Genomic DNA, 24,135 nt, shown 5'->3' on the forward strand with positions numbered 1-24,135 from the left:
GAACGACTGGGCGAGCCGGCAAGCCGGCCCGCCCCGCATTTCGGACTAGAGATTGAAATCCGCACTTGTGAGATTGTGCGTGCCCTTGATGCTCAGTCGCAGTTCCGCCGTGTTGTCCCCGTCGACGCTGCCCTGCACGACCGTATAGTCACCGTCTTCACGCGTTTCATGGGTGACGATCAGTTGCGCCGCACTGCTCAGCGTCGATGCCGCGACCAGCGTGAAGGACTGGTTTCCGGCGGCGCTGTCATTGGCATCGATGCCGCTGAAGTCGATCTTGTCTCCTGGCTGGAACCCAACGATCGTATCGCCGTTAGCATCCGCTTCGGAAAGGAAGCGGAAGGTGTCATTGCCGGCGCCGCCGTCGATGACATTCACCGCGCCGTTTGCGGTGATCGTATCGGCTCCGGAGCCGGTGACGACGTTTTCGACATTCCACAACGTGTCGCTGCCGGACTGACTGCTCGATGCGCTTCCCCTCCCCATGAAGCCATTGCCGAGATCGACCGTCAGGTTGGCGGTGATCGCTGCCATGTCGAGAGTGTCGCTGCCAGCGTCTCCGTAATAGGTGTCGTCGCCGTCACCGGCCTCAGCGACGAACAGGTCGTCGCCCTCTCCACCATAGGCGGTGTCGTTGCCGGCACCGGTGTGGATCAGGTCGTTCCCCGCGTCGCCGAAGACGCGATCGGACCCGGCGTCGCCATAGAGCATGTCGTTGCCGGCACCGCCTAAAAGGTCATCATTGCCCGCGCCCCCGAAGACCATGTCGTTTCCGCCTTCGGCACTCATGAAGTCGTCACCGTCCTCGCCGCGCATGACGTCCGCGCCGCCGCCGCCGATAGCTGTGTCGTTGCCGCCAAGCGCGATGATCGTCTCACCATTTGCCGTGCCGAGCAGCACGTCGGCGTTGGCGGTGCCGACGATGGCAGCGCCTGCCGTGGCACCAGGGACCGGCACCGGCACATCGCCGCCGTCGGGCTGATTGTCGTTGCCGTCGGGCTGATTATCGCAGCCATCCGGCTCACCATCGTCACCGCCGGGTGCGTCATCTTCGCCGCCGACTTGCGGCATGCCGCCGGAAGCGGTGAACGTGATGCTGTGTCCCCCACTGGTCATGGTCGTCACGCCGTTTTCCGTCGTCGTCGTGTAGTCTGCCGCAGTCTTTCCATCCGGCAGTTGGATCACGTCCTCCGGTCGCAGCGTTCCGACGATAGTGTCGTTGCCGCCATTCGACTTGAAGACGATCCGATGGGCGGAGGTCAGCGCCGAGATATCGATCGTATCGTCGCCCACATCGCCGTCGATGGTGATGGTATTGAGACGCAGGCTGGTCGCCGAGAAATTGCCGATGACCTCGAAGTTGTCGTTGCCTGCTGTGCCAGTACCTGAAGGATCAACTGCATTGACGCGGATTTCTTCGATCTCCGTAAGTTCGGCGATGACCGAGGAAGCACCGGTACCGTTGCGGGTAACGACAATCTCCGTCGCCGCAGCCAGCGGAACCGCACCGTTACCGACCACGGCGAGGAACGCAGCCCTTGTATAAATTCTGAACGCCTCGGCGGTGGCATTGCCGTTGATGACAAAGGTGTCGCCCAACGCCCCTTCGGTTCCGCCATTGACCAGATCGCGGCCGTCTGTCGGTCCCGTCGCATTGGCATTCCAGATGATCGTATCGTCCCCGGCATCGCCGTTGATGGTGTCGACGCCGGTATTGTTGGTCGGTGCGGTGAAGGTGACGGCAACATTGTCCACCGAGATGATCTCGTTAGCGTTGTTGACGCCAGTAACCCTAAACTGGATCGCCGAGTTCGGGCCGAGGGCCCCTGTCAGAGGCAGGTTGCGGGTGACCGCGGCATCGCCGGTGACGGTGTCTATCTGGACGAACGTAGCGCCGTCTGCGGCGAACCACACAGTCAGGTTCTCACCGGCATCCAGGTTATCCGGATTGGCAGTGTAGCTGAGCGTGGCGGTCGTTGCCCCCGTCAGGTTGATCCCGCGTGTCAGCGTCGCTCCATTGGCATCGTTGGTGACGCCGCCGAACCTTAGATTGTCGGTGTTGCCACCGATGATCTGTATAGCGCCACTTGTGGCCGGATTATTGACCACGTCGCTGGCTTCAACCCAGGCAGTGGTCCACGGCACGGTGCCGTCGTTGTTGGTATAAGCCTGCGCGTTGAAATTGTCGGCGGCAGCGCCAGTAGTGCTGCCGGCACCGCCGGTTAGCGTGTCGTTGCCATCGCCGCCATTCAGCGTATCGGCACCTTCTCCACCGATGATGACATCGTCCCCGCCAGCACCGCTGAGCGTGTCGTTACCACCCTGGCCGTCGATAAGGTTAGCCGCTGCGTTGCCAGTAATGGTGTTGGCGGCGTTAGTTGCGGCGCCGAATGGGGCGGGTGCAGCACCTGCGAGGATGTAGTCGGTGGCATCGATATTGGCATTCGTTATGCCGTTGACCTGGATCGTGCCGATCGTCGCCAGCGAGGCGTCCCTAACGGTCAGGATGGTATTTCCGCCGACCGTCGACTCGATCACCCGCGTGGCTAGGTTGGCGGCAGTGATCCCGAATGCACTAAGGTTGATCAGGTCCTGCGTCGCAGCGGTTCCGCCCGTTGCGTCGAAGTTGGTGATGATATCGGCGCCGAACCCTGCGGCGTTGTAGATGATGACGTCATTGCCGCTGCCGACATCGATGGTGTCGTTGCCGCCGCCACCGATGATGGTGTCGACGTCGCCGCCAGCGCCACCGCTGAGTGTGTCGTTGCCGTCACCACCATCGACGAGATCGGTTCCGTCGCCGCCGTCGATGGTATCGTTACCGCCACCGCCGAAGAGCTGGTTGGCTCCGCCATTGCCGTTGATGACGTTGTTGAGGGCATTGCCGGTGCCGATCACCGCAGCGCCGTTGAGATCGAGATTTTCGAGGTTGGCGCCGAGTGTGTAGTCGATGTCGGATTCGACCCGATCGGTGCCGCCCATCAGGAGATCAGCATTTGTCTCTGTCACGACGTCGCCGACTTCATCGACAATGAAGACGTCGTTGCCGTCGCCGCCAATCATTGTGTCGCCGCCAAGGCCACCATCCAGCGTGTCGTTGCCGGCCAAGCCGCTCAGCGTATCAACGAGATCACCACCGGTGATGATGTTGCCGAGCGCGTTGCCCGTACCGACGAACTGGTCGGCATCGACGCCGGTGTAGGTCAGGTTTTCGACATTGGCCATGGCCTCGATCGAAAGGGCTGCCAACAGAGTTTCCACCTCATCGGTGCCGGCATTGAGGTCTTCCACCACCACATCGAGCACATCGTCGACGATATAGGTGTCGTTGCCGGCAAGACCGACCATGGTGTCGGCGCCAAGGCCGCCGTCGATGACGTCATTGTCGCCTGCACCCGAACCACCGACGATGAGATCATCGCCGTCGCCGCCGGTCAGGACGTTGTCGCCCGTGCCGCCGAAGATAAGGTCGTTCCCGAGGCCGCCGGTAATCTGATCATTGGTACCGTTCTCGCCGGCGATGAAGTTGTTGGCGAGCGACGCGGTGAGGTCAATCACGCGGTTGTTGTTGGGATCGGCCTTATTGATCAGGTAGTCCGTGCCCCCCAACAGATAGCCAGCATATACAGCACCGTTGAAGTTGATGCGTTCAACACCGTTCTGGGCATTGGCCGGGGAATACTGGTTGTTGACGGTGATGGTCTGCGTCACGTTCACGGCGCCATTGGGCAGCGTGTAGTTGATGACGAGGCCGCCATTGCCGGTGCCCGTATTGTTGTCGAAGGCATTGAGCCCGGTCAGCGTCGTGATGGGCAGCAGGGTGACCGGGTCGATGCCTGTGGTCGGCGCGGCGATCGAAATGAGATCACCAAGCAGGCCCGGCGTCGCATCCGCGCCTTCGTTGATGATGTCGGTCCCGTCGCCAAGGCTAAATGAGTAGATATCGTCCCCAGCACCGCCGTTCAGGGTGTCCCCGGCAGGCGTGTTGGTGATGGTTGTGGTCGTGTAGCTGATAGACAGATCGTCAATTGCGACAGTGTCACCAGCTTCCATAGTCGATGCAACGAAGCGAATCGCGGCGTTGGCCGTGAACGCACCAGTACCGAACAGTGTCAAATCGATAGCGCGTGGGGGTGGATTGTTGGTGGTGCTGTTGATGACGTCAACCTGAACGAAGGTAACGCCGTCGCGAGAGAAAAACACCGTCACGGTGTCATTGTCGGCACCTGCATCCAGGCCGGTCTCAACGATAGAGTAACGCAGAATGGGGTTGGTCGCCCCGGCCAGGTTAACGGTGCGCTGGATCTGCGCGCCGTCACCAGTGACGAAACCGAGGACATTGGCGATGTCGTCATCGATCTGAATCTGACCATTGTTCGGGCTGTTGTTGTCGCCCGTCTCCGCCCAATCAGGTCCCCAATTGGCTCCTCCTGTGGAGTTGCCGAAGTTTTGGGTGTTGAAATTGTCGGCGAACGTGGTCGTCGTCGTCGTTGACGTCGCTGAGGTGCCATCTGCGCCGCCGACGAGGACGTCGTTGCCGGCTCCGCCGTTGAGCACGTCACTGCCGGCAAGACCAAGGATGAGATCATTGCCTGCCGCGCCATTGAGCGCCGGCTGGTTCAGTGGGGGCGCGCCCTGGGTTGGCAGGCCATTGTCGCTGAACTGCGTGCCGGTGATGATATTGAGCGTGCCGGCAGCACCAGGATCGGCAAACTGCAGCTTTTCGATGTTGCGCAGCGTGTCCACGCCATCGACTGGCGCGAGACCGCCGGTGTGCGAGACCCTCAGCGCGCCATCCGAAGCGGTCGAGAAGGAATAGTTGGCCATCACGTCGGAGAACTGGGCCGTATCAATGTCCGCTACGTTGTCTTTGATGTCGACGATGTCGCGGACGATCTTGAGCTGTCCGGGGTTGATCAGGCCAGACATGACCTTGTTGACCAGGGTGGTCATGCTGTCGTGCCATTCAAGGACGGTATTGCCCGTCGGTCCATTGGCATCGAAAGTCGACATCACGGCGATGCGCACGCGCAGCCATTTGTCGCCGTCGATGATGTCGTCACCGGCCCGGCCCTCGAAGAGGTCGCTGCCGTCGCCGCCGAGCAGGATGTTGCCGCCGACAAAGCTGCCATTGGCATCAAACGACTCCGGCCCGACACCCGCCAGCAACGCCTGCAGGCCGGTGATCAGCGCAATGCCTTCCGCGTCGAGGGCACTGCCCCGGAAGCCCTCGGTCGGTACGTCCGCGGCGGTTACGTCGGAACCGCGGATGACGTCGTTATGGGTGGAGCCGGACGCGCCTTCGACCTGGGTGAAGCTGTCGAGCGCCACATTGGCCGGGAGCACCGGGATGCCAGGCAGGATCTGGCGGTTTAGGTCTACGTCGACGGCGAACTTCATGCCGTCATAGGTCGTCCAGTCGTAGCCGGACATGCCGTCGAACTTGCCGCGGCCGAGGCTGCCGAACCAGATATCGTCGCCGCCTTCGCCGATGAACTCATCGAAGCCGCCGTCGCCATGGAACACGTCGTGTCCCTTGACCGCGTCGGCCTGGAACTGATCGTCGAAGTTGTCGCCGACCGCACCGGTCCAGGCACCGACTTCGATCCAGTCATCGCCTTCGCCGCCGAGTGTCTGTTCAGTCGTCTTGCTGCCCAGCACGAAGTCGTTGCCGACACCGCCAAAGGCCTCGTCCAGGGTATCTGCGCCGAGGATGATGAAGTCCTGCCCCTCGTCGGCGACGATCAGATCGACGCCTTGGCCGGCGTTGATCGCATCATGGCCCGAGCCCGAGCGGATGATATCGTCACCAAACAGGTCGGTGATGATGTCATCGCCAGCGCCGCCAAAGTACTGGTCGTTGCCGGCCCCACCTTCGAGCCGATCGTTGCCGGCATCACCGTAGAACGTATCGTCGCCCTCACTGCCAATTAGGATATCGTTGGCAGCGGAACCGCCGAGCAGCACGTGGTCAGCGCCGGTATAACGAAGGTAGTTCGTGTCCGGCCCTGCGGTGCCGGGATTGTCGCGGATGACCAGCGGGGTCAGGATGGTGCCGCCGGTTGGATCCGCCCCATCGAGGCCGGGGTTCCACTGATGGCTCTGGTCCACCTCGAGGATGAGGCCCGGCGTGGAGAAGACGTCGGAGGGCAGATGGCCCGCGTCGGCGTTGAGGCTGATGATCTTGGCGAAGGTGTTGTTTTCCATTTCCGAGAGGAAATGCAAACCGTCGAGACGCTGCAGATAGTAGAAGCGGTCGCCGTCCTGGAGCTTTTCAAGCTGGACTTCGAACACGAAGTTGAAGGTCGAGCCGAGCATGCCGCCAAACGGCATGGTCTTTTCAGCGAGGCCGCCGATCCACAGATCGATGTTGTCGAGACCTGTTGTCGTTATGCCACTGGGCAGGTTTGCCCATGCGCCGGTACCGTTGAGGAAGTCCAGGCGGTCGGTCGGTGCGAGGTCAACGATACCATCGCCGTTGATGTCCATGTCGCCGAAGATCAGCAGCATGGCTGCGTCGCGCTTATCCTCGATAGTGGTTTTCGAGGTGATCGAGCCATGCAGACCATAGGCGGCCATGAAGTTGATGACCGATGCCTCGTTCTTGAGGTTGCCGGCGAATTCGACCCAGCTGTCATACGGCTTCAGTTCCGGCGCATGGTTGCTGGCCTCGAAGAAATCGCGGCGAGCTGCGTTTAGTGAGGGCACGCCGGTATCGCGACCGCGAGCCAGGTTGATGGTCGCCAGGTCGAGCGGTAGGCCCAGCAAGTTGTTGCGCAGGGCACTGGTTACGAACTCGTCGATCTCGTTGCCAACCTGGCGCGTCATGCCACGGATGATGTCGCCCGCTGCGATGCTGTCGGCAACAGTATGGCCTTGGTCGAACTCGAACGGATTGAGGAACCCCTGAATGAGGCTAATCTGGTCGTTGGTGAAGGAGGCGTCGAGCCGATCGATCTGCTCGGTCAGCATCGAGTGGCCGAAGCGATAGACCACGTGGGCGAACTCGGCCACGATGCTCGGATTGATGTCGGCGTGGTAGCCATCGGGAACCACGAAGAAATCGATATTCGGCTGAACCTTGCGGGCAAAATCCTCGAACACGGTGTGCTGGTATTGCATTTCCGTGCCGAACTTGGCTGCCTGGAACAGGCGCTCGCCGTCCCAGATCAGGGTGTTGGCATAGGCTGCAAGGGCCACCTGATCCGTCGGAATGGCCGCGACCTGGGCGGCGGTCAGGTCGACGTCCAGCCACTCGTTGATGAAGGCCATGTCCTTGGTGGCGAGCACGATTTCCTTGGTGTGCTCGACCAGCCGGTTGTGCTCCGAGTGGAAGATGTGGTGAACGGCGGTCAGGCCGATATTTTCATTGGCGCGGCCATCGCCGGCGATGAAGTGGGCATCGAGCAACTCGTTGTCATAGACCAGCGGATTGTTGCCGGGATTGGCCAGGCCGATTTCGATGTCGCCGTCCGCGATGCCGTTCGGCACGGCGTCGTGAGCGATATCGGCGAGGAAGGCCGCATTGATGCGCGCCGCGCCAGCCAGGCCGATCGGCGCAGCTGACGTACCAGACATGACGATATCGTCCGCCGTGTTCGGAATGCCATCGGCACCAACGCCGGTGATGATCTGGGCGAAGCCCGCGGCGTTGGGGATGAAATTGCCGTAGGCATCGGTGCGCAGCAGTGGAACCGCGCCAACATCCTGGTCGGTCAAGAGAATGCCAAGCATCTTGGCCTGTTCCTTGACCTCGCCCCAGGTAGCCATGCCACCTGCGCCGGGGCCGGTTCCGTCCGGTCCGGTGCCGCGACCTTCAATCAGCTTGCCCGTGGCGTGCGGAACGCCGTTTGCGTCGAGCACATACTGGCGCAGGAAGACCTGGTGCGAAGGATGGGACGTATAGGTCTGGTTCTGGTCGACAAACGGCGTCGTCGTGTTGACAGGCCGTATGTCATCGGCAGTTCCCATGACGCCGTCCGTGCCGGGCAGGACTGTCGCACGTGTCAACACCATGAAGTTTGTGTGGCTACCCTCCACATACAGCGGATCGTCGGGCTGCAGTGGGATGAAGACCGTGCCGCTGCCACCCTTATTCACCAGATCTAGTCCGTGATCGAAGAACTGGCCGAACAGCGTGAACCAGGAATTGAACGGCGCCGACAGGCCAACGTCCGTCGAGACGTTCAGGACCTGAACGTTGTCGCCGTCCATCGCTATGCCGAACGGTTCGAGGGCCGCATTGCGAACGACGCGTGCGGCCTCCAGATCGGCAACTGTGACATCGTGCGCGGCCGTCGCAGTGGCAAGCGTCTCGAGCGCCGCCTGGTACGCCGCATCTTGTTCCGGGGTTTGCGGGGTATTCGGATTCCCATCCACATCGCTCAGGCCATTCGCGGCAACCCGGGCATTATCCATGACCACGCGCGCCTGGTACTCTGCATCCGATGCTGGCTTGAACGCGGCGTAGATCGCCTGGACCAAGGCCACGTTGGCCAGGTCTGCGGCGACAACGCCAGCTATTTGCAGACCCTTGATGATCGCGGCCGGATTTCCAAGCGTCTGATCGACGATTAGGTTGGAAATCGTGCGCAGACTGGAGTCGAATACCATCGAGCCAGGGTTGTTGGATGGGTTGTAGTTGGTTGGAACAGGCGGACCGGGAGGGCCAAATCCCGGCGGGATATTTTCGGCCGGCCGGAAGGCCGGATCCAGCAGTTCCGGGAATTGCAGATCGGCTGCGCCCCAGAGTTCCTGACCGGGCAGCAAGTTGTTGTAGGAGCCATCCACCGTGCGCAGACCCATGCTCAGCGTATAGGCGGGCACCGAACCAATCTGGCCAGCTGCGCCAACCCCATACAGCGGCGCTGCGTTCGGATCGTTTGGATTGGCGATATAGGCGGCATGCTTTTCAGCGATCTTGATCTGATCGAGAATGAATTCCAGATCGGAACGAATGTAGTTGGCCATGTTACTCTCCCTTGGATCCCCACGACTTGCTGCTGCACCGCACAACAAGTCTCCGATATGCTTAGTATTTTCCCATGCGCTGCGGCCTCTGTTCTTGGACACGCTGTAAACAGCCGCATATCTCAAGAAAAACGAAGCGGACTTGCAGATGATGCGATAATGTCGCGAAGGCACGCCGACGGGATAGTTCCAAAGGTCGGGCGAAATGATTGGACCTTCGTCGTCGGAAAGGAGGGACTTTGTACCCCAAGGAGAGCGGGACCTATGTCCGTGATGACGAAACCACCGACAGCCAAGGCACCTGGGGTCTGCGTTTCTGGCACAACCTTGATCTGACGACCCAATTCCTGGTCGTAGCCACCTTGATAGTCTGCGGATCGATGGCAATCCTCGGCGAGTGGCTGAGTTCGCAGATCGCTGCGAACCAGCTGCGCAGCCGAGCAGAGTCAGGTGCGCTCTACATGGAGGGTTTCCTCGCCGGTCATATAGATGAAGGTCCCGACGGTCCGCGGGTCTCTGACGAGCGTCAGAGAGAATTGGATAGGCTGCTGATCGGCACGGACCTCGCGACGCGGGTGGAGGGTTTCCGCATATGGGAGCGGGACGGAACGGTTCTCTACAGCACTGACAAATTGCTCATGGGCAAACGCCTACCATCAAAAGATATAGAGCAGGCCTTTTCCGGCCGGGTCGTGGCCCAACTGGAAAATGGACACAATGATGACGATGGCGGCGGACAGCGTGAGCAGCGACCGCTCATTGAAATCTATGGCCCGATTTATCGTTCCAACGTCCATGAAGTGATGGCGGTCGGAGAACTCTATGAAGAAGCCGGCGAGTTCATTGCACAGCGCGACCGGGTTCAACGACGGACTTGGGCGATTGTCGGAGCAACCACAGTCGCCATCATGGGGCTCCTCTTCCTTATCGTTCGGCGCGCCAGCAACGTCATCCGACGCCAGAGCGTGACGCTAAAGGCCCAACTGGCCGGTGCGCAGGCGCTGGCGGAGCAGAACAAGCAACTGCGCAAGGCCGCCGATCGGGCACGCATGGATGCCAGCAAGTCGAACGAAACGCTGTTGAACCGCATCGGGTCGGATTTGCATGACGGACCGGTGCAGCTGCTCAGCCTGCTGATCCTCAGATTGGGCACTCCGGCACCGCGGGCGCCTGTCGACTTGGCAGCTCCTGTCGGCCAGTCGAATGTCACGCAAGCCGATATCTCGCCATCGCGCCTGGCCAACCAGTTGCTGACCGAGTTGCGGGAGCTCTCGACGGGCCTGGTGCTTCCGGAGCTCGAAAACATCTCTTTGGAGGCAGCGCTTCGCATTGCCGTCGATCGACATGAACACACCACCGGATCGATGGTAAACTCCCGTTACAGCGGACTTCCGAACCGCACACCCCACCCGCTGAAAATCTGTCTTTACCGCGTCGTTCAGGAAGGCCTCAACAACGCGTTTCAACACGCAGCCGGCCGCGATCAACGCGTCATCGCCATCGCGGACGAAAAATTCATCACTATCGTGATCAGCGACGGCGGGCCAGGCGTCACGCAAACACCTCCGAGCAAACCGCACGGCAGACCACTAGGCCTGCAAGGAATTCGCAACAGGGTTGAGGCGTTCGGCGGCTGGGTCCAGATCCGGAAGCGGGGCAAAGCCGGTACGCAACTCGTAGCCCGCGTGCCGATGGAGAACAACAGCGCTTAGATGGTGACAAACCGCGCGAAGTATTTAATGCGACATGCTTTAGTGTCGCAGCGCTGGCCCCCAGTCGTGGTGATCGTCGACCTCAAGCTTCTGCGCCGCAATCAGCACCTCGAGGCGATTTCGAGCATGCAGCTTCTGCATCAGGATGGTCATGTAGTTCTTGACGGTCTTTTCGCCGATCTGCAAATCGGCGGCGATCTGCTTGTTTGTGGCCCCGCGCAGAAGCATGGCGACAATTTGCCCCTCGCGCGTGCTGAGCTTAACGGCGCCCGTCGCCGTCTTCCGCAGCGAAGCAATCTTCAGCTCCTCTATGACCTTGCAGGCAAAGGCTGGCGTAATGAAGGTCTCGCCGTTGTGCACAGCTCTAACGCCCTGGATGAGCTCTCCGGCGTCGCTGCCCTTCAGGACATAACCGCTCGCACCGACGTTGAGTGCGCGGACGGCAAAATCGCTTCTTGCCAGGGCCGTGAAGGCGAGGAATTTTGTCTTTAGCGAGGTCGCGACCGTCTTTGCGATGACCTCGAATATGTTTCCAGGCATCATCAGGTCGACCACGAATACGTCTGGCGCGACGTCCGTGCTGATCTTGAGAACGTCGCTGGCCTTGGTGCCGGTTGCCGCGACCGTGAAATCGTCGCTCAATCTAAACAAATCAACCAAACCTGCCAGCATCAACGGATGGTCGTCAATCAAAGCGACGGATATCGATCCCATTCTGACGGTCCTACCCAATACTACTGTCCAGGCGTCACTATGGTGCGATTTCCCCAAAACTGTCCATCTAGTGAAACGAAGTAGCAACTGCCAGTTACTACTTCCACTGCGGCAGAGCTGCGCAGAAAGGTTATTTAGTAAGGGGAGTGGTCTGCAGGCCGACGGCAACATACGCGCGCCCGGAAGCCAACTCGAGCGGGCCGTCGGCCGCACGATTGCCCGCAAGATGACCGGCTGAACGCTCAGGGTGATGCCGCGGGTTGCTATCGCGTGAGCGGCGCCACCGGTTCGTTTGGAAAACCCGCGGCGTCGAGGGCCTGCCGGACGATACCTGAGGCTTTGGCTTCGTTCAGGAACGCGCTGGCAAAGGTGAGAGCTGCTGGTCTCTCTAACCCGACAGCGATCGCGATGCCTGTCGATTGGAAACCGCCGTCGAGAACGCGGGCACCGGGCAATCGCGGCAGCAATGTCTGGAAGGCGTCGCGGGAAAGCGCGAGTGCGTCCGCCTGTCCTGTCAGCAGCAGATCGACCGCATCGGCGATCGACTCCTTCGGCGTGGGCACCGTTTCTTTCAGTGTGCGCGCAGCACTGCGGATGGTCGTCGTGTTTGCAATGCCGATGACACGCACCGTCTCGTGATCTACGTCCGCAAGGCTGCTGATGCCGGACGCGCCGGTGACAAGATAGGTGCTCTCGATGATGTAGTAGGCCGGGCCGAAGGCTACTTTCTTGCGTCGTTCCGCGTCCACCGGCATGAAGCTCATATCGATCGCCCCTAGCGCCAGCGCTTCCGTGCAAGCCCCGGAGTTCGGGAAATTGACGATCTCCAGGGGCACATCCAGGCGCAGAGCAAGCGCGGTTGCGATGTCGACGGGCACGCCGTGGTAGTCGCCGGTTTCGCCATCGAAGGCCACGAACAACGCCGACTTTGCCGGAGCCGCGATGACCCCGACCCGAAGCGCACCCGTCGGAACCAGTTCGCGACGGGCGGCAGCCCGGTCTACAGGGTCGGATAAGCTCGTCGCGCTTTCGGCATCAGGGGTCATGCAAGCCTTCTCCATCCGTTTCAATTCAAACCGGAGTTCCCACCCCGAGCAAGGCTTCGCCCTGGTTGACCGACAGGCTCGTCAGCCCGTAGAGGATGAAGCCATCCTTCTCCGAATGGATGCTTGCCAGGACCTCGCCGAAGACATTTCTGATCTCGCCGAGAAGATCTCCCTTGGCGACGGCTTCCGAGAGTTCTTTACGCGGATACCACAATCCTGTGCGCGATGCGGTCGGAACCCACATGGTCACCACCTCAAGCGGCTTTTGCGGCGCCTCTTCGACGTCGCCGGCCACCATGCCGAGTGTCCGCATCACCCGACGAATGCCGTCCGTCAACAGCGAAACGGTGTCCTCGCTCCACAGGCCGTTTCCGCTTACTTCCGGTAAAATGCTGGGAATGCCGAGCCGATGGGCGGCGTCGATCGTGTAGCCGGAGCCGCCCGCTGCGACGGCCACAGGAATGCCGAAGACGGCGGCGAGTGCCTGGGACTTTTCGCAGCCGGCCGGGAAGATAGTGAATGGTGCAAGGCCCTCGTCGAGGTCGCCGCCATGAAGGTCGATATAGGCGTCTGCCAGCGGATAGACGCTGGTGACAAGCCAGTGCGCCAGCCGCTCGCCCGTGGTTCCGTCAGGCTTGCCTGGGAACATGCGGTTTAGGTTCTTCCCGTCCTGCGGCATGACGTAAATGCTGCGCTTGTGAAAACCCTCCACGTTGAGGATCGGCAGGATCAGGAGTGTCCCCTTGATCTCGGCAGGGTTCGTCTGCATCAGCCGGACCGCCGCCTCGATCGAACAGAACTCCGACCCGTGGACGCCAGCCGTGACGAGCAGGCAAGGTCCAGGTTCAGAACCCTCGATTATAGCGAATGGGATTTCCAGTTCGTCTATAGGGTGAACACGGCCGAACTCGGCGCGGGCCTGCCCTGTGCGGAGCGCCGGTAGAATGTTCATCGATCGAGGTCCTTCCTTGAGAAGATCGGCAACGCCATCTCGACGGCGCGGCCTACCGGATTTGAAAGCGGTGAGCCCTTTGTTTTCTTAGGCGGCAGCGAGCCGCTCCAACAGCAGCGCCCAGGCGGTCAGCCCGATGCGGAAATTCGCAAGCCGGAAGAACTCGTTCGGCGCGTGATAATCCTCGTCGGAGGTGGAAAAGGAGAAGAAGAACGCCTCGGTGCCGAGATGCTTGCGAAAGGACGCGCCGATCGGAATCGTTGCCCCCATCGCGACACGCAGCGGCTCTCGCCCCAAGAGATCGGCGAGCACTCCTTCGGCCACCTTCAGCGCCGGCAGGTCGGGATCGACGAAAAAGGCGCTGCTTCCGGGTCCATGCTGGTGAACCTTGAGCGCGAAGCCGCGCGGCAAGCGTGCTTCCAGATGCCGCTTGACCACGGCGACCACGTGATCGGGCTCCTGTCCGGCAACAAGTCGGCAGGTGATCTTGGCGCTCGCCGTCGCCGGGATGACGGTTTTCGTGCCCCTGCCCTGGTAGCCGCCGGAGATTCCATTGAATTCCAGCGTCGGCTCCAGCCATTGGCGGATCAGCAGCTCGCGCCCGTTGTCGATCGGATCCGGCTTATTCGAGCCGATCTCCCCGTAGTAGGCCGAGGCATCGAAGTCCGCCGCTTCGATCGCCGCTATGATGCGGGCATCAGGTGGGCTCGTGCCGTCGAGGAACCCTTCCACAGATACACGGCCGTCTTCGCCGTGAAGCGAGGTGAGAAGCGCGGCAAGTGCCGCGATCGCATTGGGTGCGCTGCCTCCGTGGCGGCCAGAATGAAGATCCTTCGATGCGCCATCGACCGTGACCTCGAAAGCGACAAGGCCACGGCTGGCCACCGTCATCGACGGTCGGTCCGGTCGCCACATGGCGCCGTCGGCAGAAATGACAAGATCGCATGCAAGCCGCTCGCGATGGGTTTGCAGCGTGGCGTCGAAATGCGGGCTGCCGGATTCCTCTTCGCCCTCAATGAGGACCTTGAGATTAACCGGCAGGCGACCCGCCATCTTCATGTAAGCTTCGGCCACTATGATCGGGATGAGCAACGGGCCTTTGTCGTCGGAGACGCCGCGGGCATAGAGCCGGCCGTCGCGCTCGTCCGGCTCGAAAGGTGGTGTCACCCATTTTTCAAGCGGGTCCGGCGGCTGCACGTCGTAGTGCCCATATACGAGAAAGGTCGGCAGCGTCGTATCGCTGATGAGCTCGCCGTAGACGGCGGGATGGCCACCGGTTTCCAGCAGTTCCACGGATGCAAAGCCCGCGCGCTGCAGCCTCTCGGCGACGAAATTCGCAGCCGCAACTGTGTCTTCGGCAAAAGCGGGATCGGTGCTGACGCTCGGAATGCGGCAGAAGGCCTTCAGGTCTTCGAGCGCCTCATTAAAATGCGCGTCCAAATAGCTCTGAACGTTGCTCATTTGCCGCCGTCCACGCTGATGACCTGGCCAGAGACCCAGCCCGCAAAGTCGGACGCGAAGAACATCACCATCGCCGCGATGTCGTCAGCGTGACCGAGACGCTTGAGCGCGATGTTCTGCAGAAGCTTCGCCTGCCCCTCTTCGCCCATCGCCTCCCACTGCTTCTCCGTCGACGGATTGGATCGCACGAAACCGGGGGCAACATTGTTGACGGTGATGTTCCAGGGACCGAGCTCATGGGCAAGCTGCCGCGTCAGACCAATCTGACCGGCCTTGGCGCTGGCATAGGCCTGGATCCCAGTCAGCGAAATGCCAAGACCGGCTCCACTGGAGATGTTGATGATGCGGCCGAACTTGCGCTGCTTCATCGACGGCGCGACGGCCTGCGCCATGAAAAAGGTGCCGGAGAGATTGACGTCGAAGATCGTGTGCCAATCTTCCTCGGAAATCTCCTCGATGGGCCGGCCGACCTGGCCGCGCACACCACCGGCATTGTTGACGAGAATATCGACCGCGCCGGACTGGGCCTCGATCGCGGCGACAACCGTCTGGACAGCGGCTCGATCGCCGACATCGAGCAGATGCGCCAGCGTGCCCGCGCCGCAAAGCGTTGCGGTCTCCTTCAAACCCGCTTCGTTGACGTCGCAGATGTGAACGTTGGCGCCCCGGCTCGCGAAGCCCAAAGCGATGGCGCGACCGAAGCCATGGGCCGCGCCGGTGACGATGACTGTCTTGCCGTCGAAGCCGATGTTCATGCCGCGCTCCTCGCGAGATCGTCAAGGTTGGCAAGGTCGAGCCGCCGCTTGCCGTCCTCGATCTCGTGGATCATGGCGACAAGCCGCGCCGTCAACGGCGTCGGTACACCAAGCGAACTGCCGATCTCGACGACGGGCAGCACCTGCGCATCTACCTCGGTCTTGCGCTTGCGGATGGCAAGGTCGCGCCAGATGCCCGAATGGGATTTCAGCGACTTTCGATTGTGGGCAACCATGTCGTCGAAGGACCGCGTCGTTTCGGAAACTTGTGCTGTCGGCGCGAACGCCGTTGGATCGAAGCCGTCGAAGGCCTGCAGTACGACGTTGTTGGCGCCGGCGACCTTGCCGACCTCCAGTGCAAGGCGCGTCAGAACCGGGCGATAGGTCTGGTTGGCGAGCACGTCGGCGATGCTGTCATTGGTCAGCGCCGTGCCGAACAGAAGGGCGCCGTAGATGAGCTTGCCCCAGAGATAGCCCCAGATATTATCCGTCAGGATCGCCTTCGGCTCGAATTCGCGCATCATTGCATAGATGTCTTCGATGCGGGCTGTCCGCTTGCCGTCCAACTCGCCGACCACGACGGCACCGTGGCCGCTGTAGTGGACGACGCCGGGTTCCAAATAGTCGGCGCCGAAATTCACGAAGCATCCGACTACGCGGCTATCGCCGACGATTGGGGCGATCACCCGCTCGTTGAGCCCGTTTTGCGCCGACACGACATAGCCATGGGAAGCAAGGTGGCCGGCGAGCGCGTTGCTCGCAGCCTCGGTGTGATGCGCCTTGACGCACAGGAACATGCGCTCGAACGTCCCTTGAAGGTCCTGCGGCAGGAAGGCTTTCGCCTTCACGGTATCCTGGAAGATCGGTCCTTCGATTCTCAAGCCGTTGGCGTTGATCGCTGCCACATGGTCGGCGGCGTTGTCGACGAAGATCACCTCATGCCCAGCACGGATGAAGGCGGCGCCGAGGGTGCCGCCGATCGCGCCGGCGCCCCAGATGACGATGGGGCGGCTCATGCCCAGTCTCCTTCGAGAAGCGCGCGGGTTTCCTTCACCGCGACGTCCCAGATCGCCTGCATGTCCTCGTCCGGCCGTTCATAGTATCCGCCGAAATTGCCGTCGCCGAGATAGGCTTTCACGGCGTCTGGGTCCATGACCCGCATGCGGGCAAGGTCGACCATAGGCTTCTGTTGGGTGGGGAGTGCTATGTTCGGAAGGCGCGTCCAGGGAAAATTCTCCATCCACGACGCGTGCGATGCGACGGTGTCGATTTCCTGTACCTTGGCGAAGGTTTTGGGCGAATTCCACCAGTTGTGAAACTTGACCGCCGTGCCGGGGTTGTCCGCCATCCATTCGATCGCGAGGCTGCCGGCCGGCTGGTTGCCGCCGTGGCCGTTGACGATCAGAATGCGGCGAAAGCCCTGCCTCTTCAGGCCGTCGAGGATGTCGCGTACGATCCGGACATAAGTCTCGATGCGCAGGCTGATCGTGCCGGGATAGGCGAGGAAGTAGGGTGTGACGCCATAGGCGACGACGGGGAAAACCGGGATGCCGAGCGGCTCAGCCGCGTCCAGCGCCACCTTTTCCGCAAGGATCGAGTCCACCGACAGCGACAGCTGCGCATGCTGCTCGGTGCTTCCGAGCGGGAGGATCGCCCGGTCATCGGTCTTCAGATAGGCCTCGATCTGCTGCCAGTTCGTATCGGAAATTCTCACGACGTCTCCCTCTCCTGATTGACGTTCAGTTTGCCGCGGGCGACCGACCGTCTCGGTGTCGGGCCGTCTGCCGGCTGCGGCGGGACACCCGCCGCGCGAATGATCGGAACAATGACCCGCTCGATATCGCCCGTGTCAGGCGCGTGGCGGTATTCGATAGCCTGAACCCCTTCGGGGAGCAGTGCGAGAACGCTCTCTGCGCCGGAGGCGTAGATCACGACGCTCGCGTTGGCGATCAGCTGCTCAAGGCCCGGCGTTTCCACCGATGTCGCCGCGATCTCGCGCACATGCGGCGCAAAGCGCTGCACGCCGCTCTTCATGACCGGTAGAAATTCCGGGAACCGCGACACCACGGCCACGGACGCAAGTGAGTCGAGTAGAGCCAGCGCCATGCGGGTCTCTTCCGCCGGCGTGAAACTGATGGTTACGACCTTCGTATTCGGCACCAGCGCGGCGACCTCGCGGTGACGATTGGCGAAAGTGACGACCAGGTCAGCGGAGTTTGCACGCGCCTTGGCGGCATCCTCCCGTTCCAGCGCCGCAACGGTCAGCGGTTCGGCGGTTACCGCCGAGCCAAGCCGGGCCGCGATGAAGCGGGCGTAGCTGGAGGTTGCCTCAGGAAAGAGCCCGACCACGACGATATGAAATCGCGGCCCAATACTGTCGCGATAGAACACCCTGGCGCTGATCAGCGCCACGAGTTCCGTCGAGCGAATGCCGAGCGCATGGCTGTCATCGATCAACTGGTCGATATGGCGATGCAAGCCACTGGCATCGGCGCGATTGGCGAGGCGTGCCTGCAGGCTGTCGGTGACAAAGGTGCCGGAGCCCGGGCGCGCATCGATCAACCCAGCCGCCTTCAGGTCGGCATAGACCTGACTGACCGTCACCGGAGCGACGCCGATCTTTTCGGCCAACTCGCGCACGGAGGGGAGCGTTTCACCCGGCGTGAGCTCCCCGCAAGCGATGCCGTATTCGATGAGGCCTTGAAGCTGAGTGCGGAGCGGCACCGGCAGCTCCCGATCGATGAAAAATTCCATGAATCGTTCGATCTAGCTGTTATAGTAAACCATGACGGTTATCCTGCATCTGTCGTTTTTGCATGTCAATCGACTTATTTCGCCGCCAAGCAGCTAAGAAACAACCCCTGAAAAATAAGTTGACTCTCTCGGAATCGCGTGAAATCGTTATGGTCAATAATAACACTTAGAACGTTCACAGGAACAAGGGGATACCAATGAAAACGATCGCCAAAGCGGCTTTCGCCGCAGCGCTTCTTCTGGGTACAAGCGCGTCCGTCTATGCCGTCGAGCGCGGCGGCACGATGACCTACGGTCGCTACGCTGACAGCCTTTTCCTCGACCCGGTTCTTAACGACGCCAACGTCGACATCTGGATCCTCTCAAACATTTACGACACGTTGCTGCTGCCCACCGATGACGGCAAGGGCGTTCAGGCCGGCCTCGCCAGCGCCTGGAAGGTGGCCGACGACGGCCTGAGCGTGACATTGACCCTCCGCGACGGCATCAAGTTCTCCGACGGTTCTCCGATCACGCCGGCGGACGTCGTCTGGTCGCTGAAACGCGCGGCTAAGGCCGACAACGGCATCTGGAGCTTCATTGTCGGCTCTATCCAGGACGTTACGGCGGAAGGCGACAAGACCGTCATCGTCAAACTGAAGAACACCGACCCGACAATCCTTTCGGCGCTTACCGTGTTCAACACCGGCATCATGCCCTCAAAGGCGTTTGAGGCTGCGGCTGGCGCCACCGACGCCGAAAAAGCCAAGGCGTTTGGCGAGCATCCGATCAGCTCCGGTCCCTTCGTGCTGCAGTCCTGGGATCGCGGCTCGACCATGAAGCTGGTGCGCAATCCAAACTATTGGGGCCAGGGTGAAGACGGCAAGCCGCTTCCCTATCTCGATGGCATCACATTCGAGGTGATCCCTGATGACGCAACGCGCATCCTGAAGCTCAATTCAGGTGAACTCGACGGCGCGGAATTCATCCCCTATTCGCGCGTCGACGAACTAAAATCGGCCGGCAACCTCGATATGAAGCTGTTCCCGTCGACCCGCGTCGAAGGCATCACGCTTAACGTGCGCCCGCAGCTTGGCGGCAAGGACAATCCGCTTGCCAATCCGAAGGTGCGCCAGGCGATGAACTACGCCCTCAACAAGGATGCGATCATCCAGATCGTCACCCACGGTGTCGGCTCTCCCCTCACCTCCTACATGTCCTCGGCAACCCCGCTGCACAGCGGCGACAAGCCACTTTTCCCGTACGATCTCGAAAAGGCCAAGGGCCTGATGAAGGAAGCCGGCTTGGAGAACGGCTTCTCGACCAGCGTGCTCGTGCTCGCCGGCAACCAGGACGAAATCGGCATCGCCACCGCACTGCAGCAGATGTGGGGCCAGATCGGCATCAAGCTCGAGCTTCAGCAGGTCGACAATGCGAGCCGCACCCAGCAATATCGCGACGGCACGTTCACTATGCGTGAAAGCGCCTGGACCGACGACATCGCCGACCCAAGTGAAATCACGTCCTATTTCGTCTACTCCCCGACGATCGGGGCGCTGCATACCGGCTGGAAGAACGATGAGGCGGATAAGCTGTTTGAAGCATCGCAGAAGGAAATGGACACGACCAAGCGCGCTGCGGACTATGCGCGCATTCAGGAGATCTACAACGCCGACGGCCCGTTCGTCCCGCTCTACGAGACGCCTTATCCCGTTGCGCTGAGCAAGAAGGTCAACGGCTTCCTGCAGATCCCGCTCGGCAACAACATCTTCTCCAAGACGTGGCTTGCCAAGTAGTATCGGGATCGACGCGGGGCTGCATCCGGCAGCTCCGCGCAGGAGCCGGACGGTATTGGGTCGGATCGACCTGAAGCCGAGCCCGGCTCTGGAGCAATGAAATAGAGCATGATGTCGACCTCTGCCGCTTCACACTGTTCGGCATCATGCCCTAGCACCTGATATCTCCAGGAATTCGGGGGCCATGATTTGCAGCTTTTCAGTTTTGTAATCCGTCGCGTCGCGCAGATGATACCGACCGTCGTCTTCATCCTCGTCGTGACCTTCGTCCTGATTCGGCTTCTGCCCGGGGACCCCGCGAGCGCCATGCTTGGGGACCGCGCCCTCGATGCCGACGTTGTCCGCATTAACGCCAGCCTTGGCCTCGACAAGCCGGTGATCGTCCAGTTTTTCTATTTCGTCCGTCGCGTTTTCAGCGGCGACCTCGGCAATTCCATCACGCTCAAGCTTCCTGTCGTCACGCTGATCGCACAGCGACTGCCGGTCACTCTGATGCTGACCGGAATGGCGGCACTGATCGCGCTCGTGCTTGCAGTACCGCTGGCCTTCGTCGCGGCATTGAAGCGGGAGCGCGCGCCCGACGCCGTCATACGCGGAGCATTCCAGGTCGGGCTGTCGATGCCGGTCTTCTATATCGGCATCCTGCTCCTCACCCTTTTCGGAGCCATATTGAAATGGTTCCCGGTTGGCGGCTACGGCGAGACGTTCGGCGCGCGGATCTATCATTTGTTTCTTCCAGCGCTGACGCTGGCATTGAGCCTCGCCGCCGTGCTGATGCGCAACCTGCGCGCTGCGATCATCGGCGTCATCAATGCCGAATATGTCGACTTCGCCCGCTCCAAGGGCCTGCGGTCGCATATCATCCTGTTCAGGCATGTGCTGCGCAACGCGCTGATTTCGACGGTCACGTTGTTTGGCCTGCAGATCGGCACGCTATTGGGCGGCGCGGTGATTACTGAGACGGTCTTTGCCGTGCCCGGTGCGGGAAGGCTGATGATCGACAGTATCTACGGCCGCGACTATCCCGTGCTGCAAGGCCTCACGATCGCGCTCGCCATCCTCGTCTCTCTCACCTTCCTTTTGACCGATATCGTTCAGGCCTGGCTCGACCCGAGGATCGCCCGATGACTGCGATCGCAACCGAAACCCCTGCTCGAAAGTCACCTTTCAGGCGTGCCGCCCTACCGAGGACGCTGATATACGGCGGCATCATCCTCGCCTTGAGCCTGCTGCTCGCCTTCTTTCCCACGCTGTTTGCTCCCTACGACCCTGGCGCGTTCGACTATAACGCGCTGCTCAAGGGGCCGAGCCTCGCGCATCCCTTCGGTACCGACAGCTTCGGCCGCGACGTGTTTTCCCGCGTCATCCACGCCTATACGGTCAACATGCAGATTGCCGTGTTTGCGACGATCGGCCCGTTCATCATCGGCACCCTCATCGGCGCCTGGGTCGGTTATGCCGAGGGCATCGTGGAGGCGATATTCGGCCGCATCGTCGATGCCGTCGTCACTTTCCCGTTCCTGGTGCTGGTGATCGCCGTCGTGTCGGTGCTCGGCCCTGGTCTCGGCAATATGTATTTTGCGATCGGCGTCGTCGGATGGGTTTTTTACGCGCGGCTGGTCGCGGCTGAGATCAAAGTGCAGAAGCGCCTCGACTATGCCGATGCCGGCCGGGTCATGGGCTATACCCCGACACGGATCATCTTCCGGCATCTTTTGCCGAACGCCATTACCCCGGCGGTGGTCTACTGGATGACGGACATGGCTCTGGCCATCCTGCTCGGATCGAGCCTCGGCTACCTCGGTCTCGGCGCGCAGCCGCCGACGGCGGAGTGGGGCGTTCAGATCGCCGACGGCAAGAACTACATGAATACCGCCTGGTGGATCTCCGTCTTCCCGGGCTTCGCGATCGTGCTCACCGGGCTCGGCTTCAGCCTGGCCGGCGACGGCGTCGCCGAACTTCTGAGGGTGCGCCGATGACGTTGGCGACAAGGGACACTACCGGCCTCGTCGTGCGCGGCCTGACGACGACCTTCGAGACGCCGCGCGGCACGGCAATTGCCGCGGCCGACGTCGATTTCGATGTGGCGCCTGGCGAAGTGGTCGGACTGGTCGGCGAATCGGGATCCGGCAAAAGCGTCACGCTGCGGTCCATCATGCGATTGATCCGCGAACCAGGACACGTGAGCGGACGTGTCGAGTGGCATGGCCGCGATCTCGTCGCCATGCCGGAGGAAGAGCTTCGGCGCATCCGCGGCGGCGAGATAGCGATGATTTTCCAGGAGCCGATGACGGCACTCAATCCGGTGCTCCCGGTCGGCATGCAGATCGAGGAGAATCTGATAGCGCATACCAGCCTCAATCGCCGCGAACGCCGGGCTCGGGCGCTGGAGCTTATGAACATCGTCGGCATTCCCGCCGCCGAACGGCGCCTCGGCGAATATCCGCACCAGTTTTCAGGCGGCATGCGCCAGCGGGCGATGATCGCGATCGCACTTGCCTGCTCGCCGAAGCTGCTGCTCGCCGACGAGCCGACGACGGCGCTCGACGTGACGATCCAGGACCAGATCCTGAAGCTGCTGCTCGATCTGCGCGACCGGCTTTCCATGGGTGTCGTACTCGTTACGCACGATCTAGGCGTCGTAGCCGCCACCTGCGACCGCATGGCTGTGATGTATGCCGGACGGATCGTGGAGACCGGCACCGTCGCCGATATTTTCGCGCAGCCCCGTCATCCTTACACGAGGGGCCTGCTCGGCTCGGTTCCACGCGGTCGCGCCGTCCGCACCATGCTGTCGTCGATCGATGGCACGCCACCGAGCCTAACCGCACTTCCCACGGGCTGCGCCTTTCATCCGCGCTGCAGCTTCGCGACCGACCAGTGCCGGCGCGAGCGCCCGGCGCTGCAAGGCGTTGGCGAGGGCCGGATGACGGCCTGCTTCCATCAGCAACAGGTGGCTGCCATGGAGGCGATCGTATGAGCGTCGCAACCCCGATCATATCCGTCGATGGCGTCACCAAGCGCTTCGCCGGTCCCTATTCCCTGATGCGGCGCATTTCCGGCCAGCCGCAGCTTGCAGTCCACGCGCTGAATGACGTCACCTTGGATGTTCATCGCGGTGAAACGTTGGGCATCGTCGGAGAGTCCGGTTGCGGCAAGTCCACACTTGCCCGTTGCCTGGTGCGCCTACTTGATCCGGACGGTGGCACAATCCGCTTCGAAGGCAGGGATATCGCCGCGCTGAAGCCCTCCGAACGTCGCGGATTCAACCGGCGCGTCCAGATGATCTTTCAAGACCCGTATGGTTCGCTCAATCCACGCATGACGGTGAGCCAGATCCTCGGGGAGGCGCTGGGTGTCCACAAGATGCGCCCGAAGGACCAGATACCGGGACGCATCGCCGAGCTGCTCGAACTCGTCCGCCTGCCACAGGACGCGGCCAGCCGCTATCCGCACGAATTTTCCGGCGGCCAGCGCCAACGTATCGGTATTGCCCGCGCGCTTGCCGTCGAGCCTGACGTGATCGTCGCAGATGAACTCGTCTCCGCCCTCGATGTCTCGGTTCAGGCGCAGGTGGTCAACCTTCTCCTGCAACTGCAGGAACAACTGCATCTGACGGTGATCTTCGTGGCCCATGATCTGAGGCTCGTGCGTCACATCTCGCATCGCGTCGCCGTGATGTATCTCGGACAAGTGATGGAGATCAGCCCTTCCGAGGCGCTGTTCACCTCGCCGCGTCACCCTTACTCGAAGGCGCTGCTGGATGCCGCGCCCGAACTCGACCCCTCGCGCCGCAGCCGCGCTGCGGCGACGCGAGGCGAGTTGCCAAGTCCGCTTAACCTGCCGAAAGGCTGCCCCTTCGCGGGCCGCTGTCCGCACGTTTTCGAGCGCTGCCTCGTCGAGCGGCCGGTGCTGACGCTTCGCGGCGCCGACCAGAGCGCCGCCTGCCATCTGACCGAGTTCGGCGCGCCGAGCCTCGCCGCATCATCATAAAAG

The 24,135-nt window shown here is 61.5% G+C and carries 15 protein-coding genes; 6 read left to right on the top strand and 9 right to left on the bottom strand.

Annotated features, from left to right (window positions below):
• Positions 1-45: 45 nt before the first annotated feature.
• The gene (locus AB4048_RS13700) at positions 46-8,970 is read right to left on the bottom strand and encodes a peroxidase family protein (protein WP_442202517.1); all 8,925 of its coding nucleotides are present in this window, start codon (positions 8,968-8,970) and stop codon (positions 46-48) included.
• A 209-nt stretch (positions 8,971-9,179) separates the two neighbouring features.
• Here AB4048_RS13700 and AB4048_RS13705 point away from each other — a divergent pair, with 209 nt between their 5' ends.
• Positions 9,180-10,682 carry a sensor histidine kinase gene (locus tag AB4048_RS13705; RefSeq protein ID WP_442202518.1) on the top strand — a complete coding sequence of 501 codons (1,503 nt, stop codon included), beginning with the start codon at positions 9,180-9,182 and terminating at the stop codon, positions 10,680-10,682.
• Positions 10,683-10,721: 39 nt separating this feature from the next.
• Here AB4048_RS13705 and AB4048_RS13710 read toward each other — a convergent pair whose 3' ends face one another.
• The 8 genes from AB4048_RS13710 to AB4048_RS13745 all read right to left on the bottom strand — a co-directional run bounded on the left by AB4048_RS13710 (position 10,722) and on the right by AB4048_RS13745 (position 18,364).
• Positions 10,722-11,396: a LuxR C-terminal-related transcriptional regulator gene (locus tag AB4048_RS13710; RefSeq protein ID WP_442202519.1), complete on the bottom strand. Its 675-nt coding sequence runs from the start codon at positions 11,394-11,396 to the stop codon at positions 10,722-10,724.
• Positions 11,397-11,659: 263 nt separating this feature from the next.
• Positions 11,660-12,442 carry a transporter substrate-binding domain-containing protein gene (locus AB4048_RS13715; RefSeq protein ID WP_442202520.1) on the bottom strand — a complete coding sequence of 261 codons (783 nt, stop codon included), beginning with the start codon at positions 12,440-12,442 and terminating at the stop codon, positions 11,660-11,662.
• A 25-nt stretch (positions 12,443-12,467) separates the two neighbouring features.
• Positions 12,468-13,394, bottom strand: coding sequence for a succinylglutamate desuccinylase/aspartoacylase family protein (locus AB4048_RS13720; RefSeq protein ID WP_442202521.1), 927 nt, complete (start codon positions 13,392-13,394; stop codon positions 12,468-12,470).
• An 87-nt stretch (positions 13,395-13,481) separates the two neighbouring features.
• Entirely contained in the window at positions 13,482-14,855 is a 1,374-nt protein-coding gene (locus AB4048_RS13725) for a dipeptidase (RefSeq protein ID WP_442202522.1), read from the bottom strand.
• On the bottom strand, positions 14,852-15,610 hold the full coding sequence (locus AB4048_RS13730) for an SDR family NAD(P)-dependent oxidoreductase (RefSeq protein ID WP_442202523.1): 759 nt from the start codon (positions 15,608-15,610) through the stop codon (positions 14,852-14,854). Before AB4048_RS13730 ends, AB4048_RS13725 begins: the two co-directional genes overlap by 4 nt.
• Positions 15,607-16,626, bottom strand: coding sequence for a ketopantoate reductase family protein (locus tag AB4048_RS13735; protein ID WP_442202524.1), 1,020 nt, complete (start codon positions 16,624-16,626; stop codon positions 15,607-15,609). Before AB4048_RS13735 ends, AB4048_RS13730 begins: the two co-directional genes overlap by 4 nt.
• Positions 16,623-17,324 (bottom strand): creatininase family protein, encoded by a 702-nt coding sequence (locus AB4048_RS13740; RefSeq protein WP_442202525.1) that lies wholly within the window; start codon positions 17,322-17,324, stop codon positions 16,623-16,625. The genes AB4048_RS13735 and AB4048_RS13740 overlap by 4 nt, the downstream gene beginning before the upstream one ends.
• Positions 17,321-18,364: a GntR family transcriptional regulator gene (locus tag AB4048_RS13745; RefSeq protein ID WP_442202526.1), complete on the bottom strand. Its 1,044-nt coding sequence runs from the start codon at positions 18,362-18,364 to the stop codon at positions 17,321-17,323. Before AB4048_RS13745 ends, AB4048_RS13740 begins: the two co-directional genes overlap by 4 nt.
• 197 nt (positions 18,365-18,561) lie before the next feature.
• On the opposite strand from AB4048_RS13745, the gene AB4048_RS13750 reads away from it, so the two are divergent.
• The 5 genes from AB4048_RS13750 to AB4048_RS13770 all read left to right on the top strand — a co-directional run bounded on the left by AB4048_RS13750 (position 18,562) and on the right by AB4048_RS13770 (position 24,132).
• Positions 18,562-20,139, top strand: a complete 1,578-nt coding sequence (locus AB4048_RS13750; RefSeq protein ID WP_442202527.1) for an ABC transporter substrate-binding protein — start codon at positions 18,562-18,564, stop codon at positions 20,137-20,139.
• 189 nt (positions 20,140-20,328) lie between these two features.
• Positions 20,329-21,267, top strand: coding sequence for an ABC transporter permease (locus AB4048_RS13755; RefSeq protein ID WP_442202528.1), 939 nt, complete (start codon positions 20,329-20,331; stop codon positions 21,265-21,267).
• Positions 21,264-22,118, top strand: coding sequence for an ABC transporter permease (locus AB4048_RS13760; protein WP_442202529.1), 855 nt, complete (start codon positions 21,264-21,266; stop codon positions 22,116-22,118). The genes AB4048_RS13755 and AB4048_RS13760 overlap by 4 nt, the downstream gene beginning before the upstream one ends.
• Positions 22,115-23,119 (top strand): ABC transporter ATP-binding protein, encoded by a 1,005-nt coding sequence (locus AB4048_RS13765; protein WP_442202530.1) that lies wholly within the window; start codon positions 22,115-22,117, stop codon positions 23,117-23,119. The genes AB4048_RS13760 and AB4048_RS13765 overlap by 4 nt, the downstream gene beginning before the upstream one ends.
• On the top strand, positions 23,116-24,132 hold the full coding sequence (locus AB4048_RS13770; protein ID WP_442202531.1) for an ABC transporter ATP-binding protein: 1,017 nt from the start codon (positions 23,116-23,118) through the stop codon (positions 24,130-24,132). The genes AB4048_RS13765 and AB4048_RS13770 overlap by 4 nt, the downstream gene beginning before the upstream one ends.
• Positions 24,133-24,135 lie beyond the last annotated feature (3 nt).

Origin of the sequence: Rhizobium sp. RAF56 (assembly GCF_052113965.1) — a bacterium.
In the GTDB taxonomy this organism is placed as follows: Bacteria; Pseudomonadota; Alphaproteobacteria; order Rhizobiales; family Rhizobiaceae; genus Rhizobium.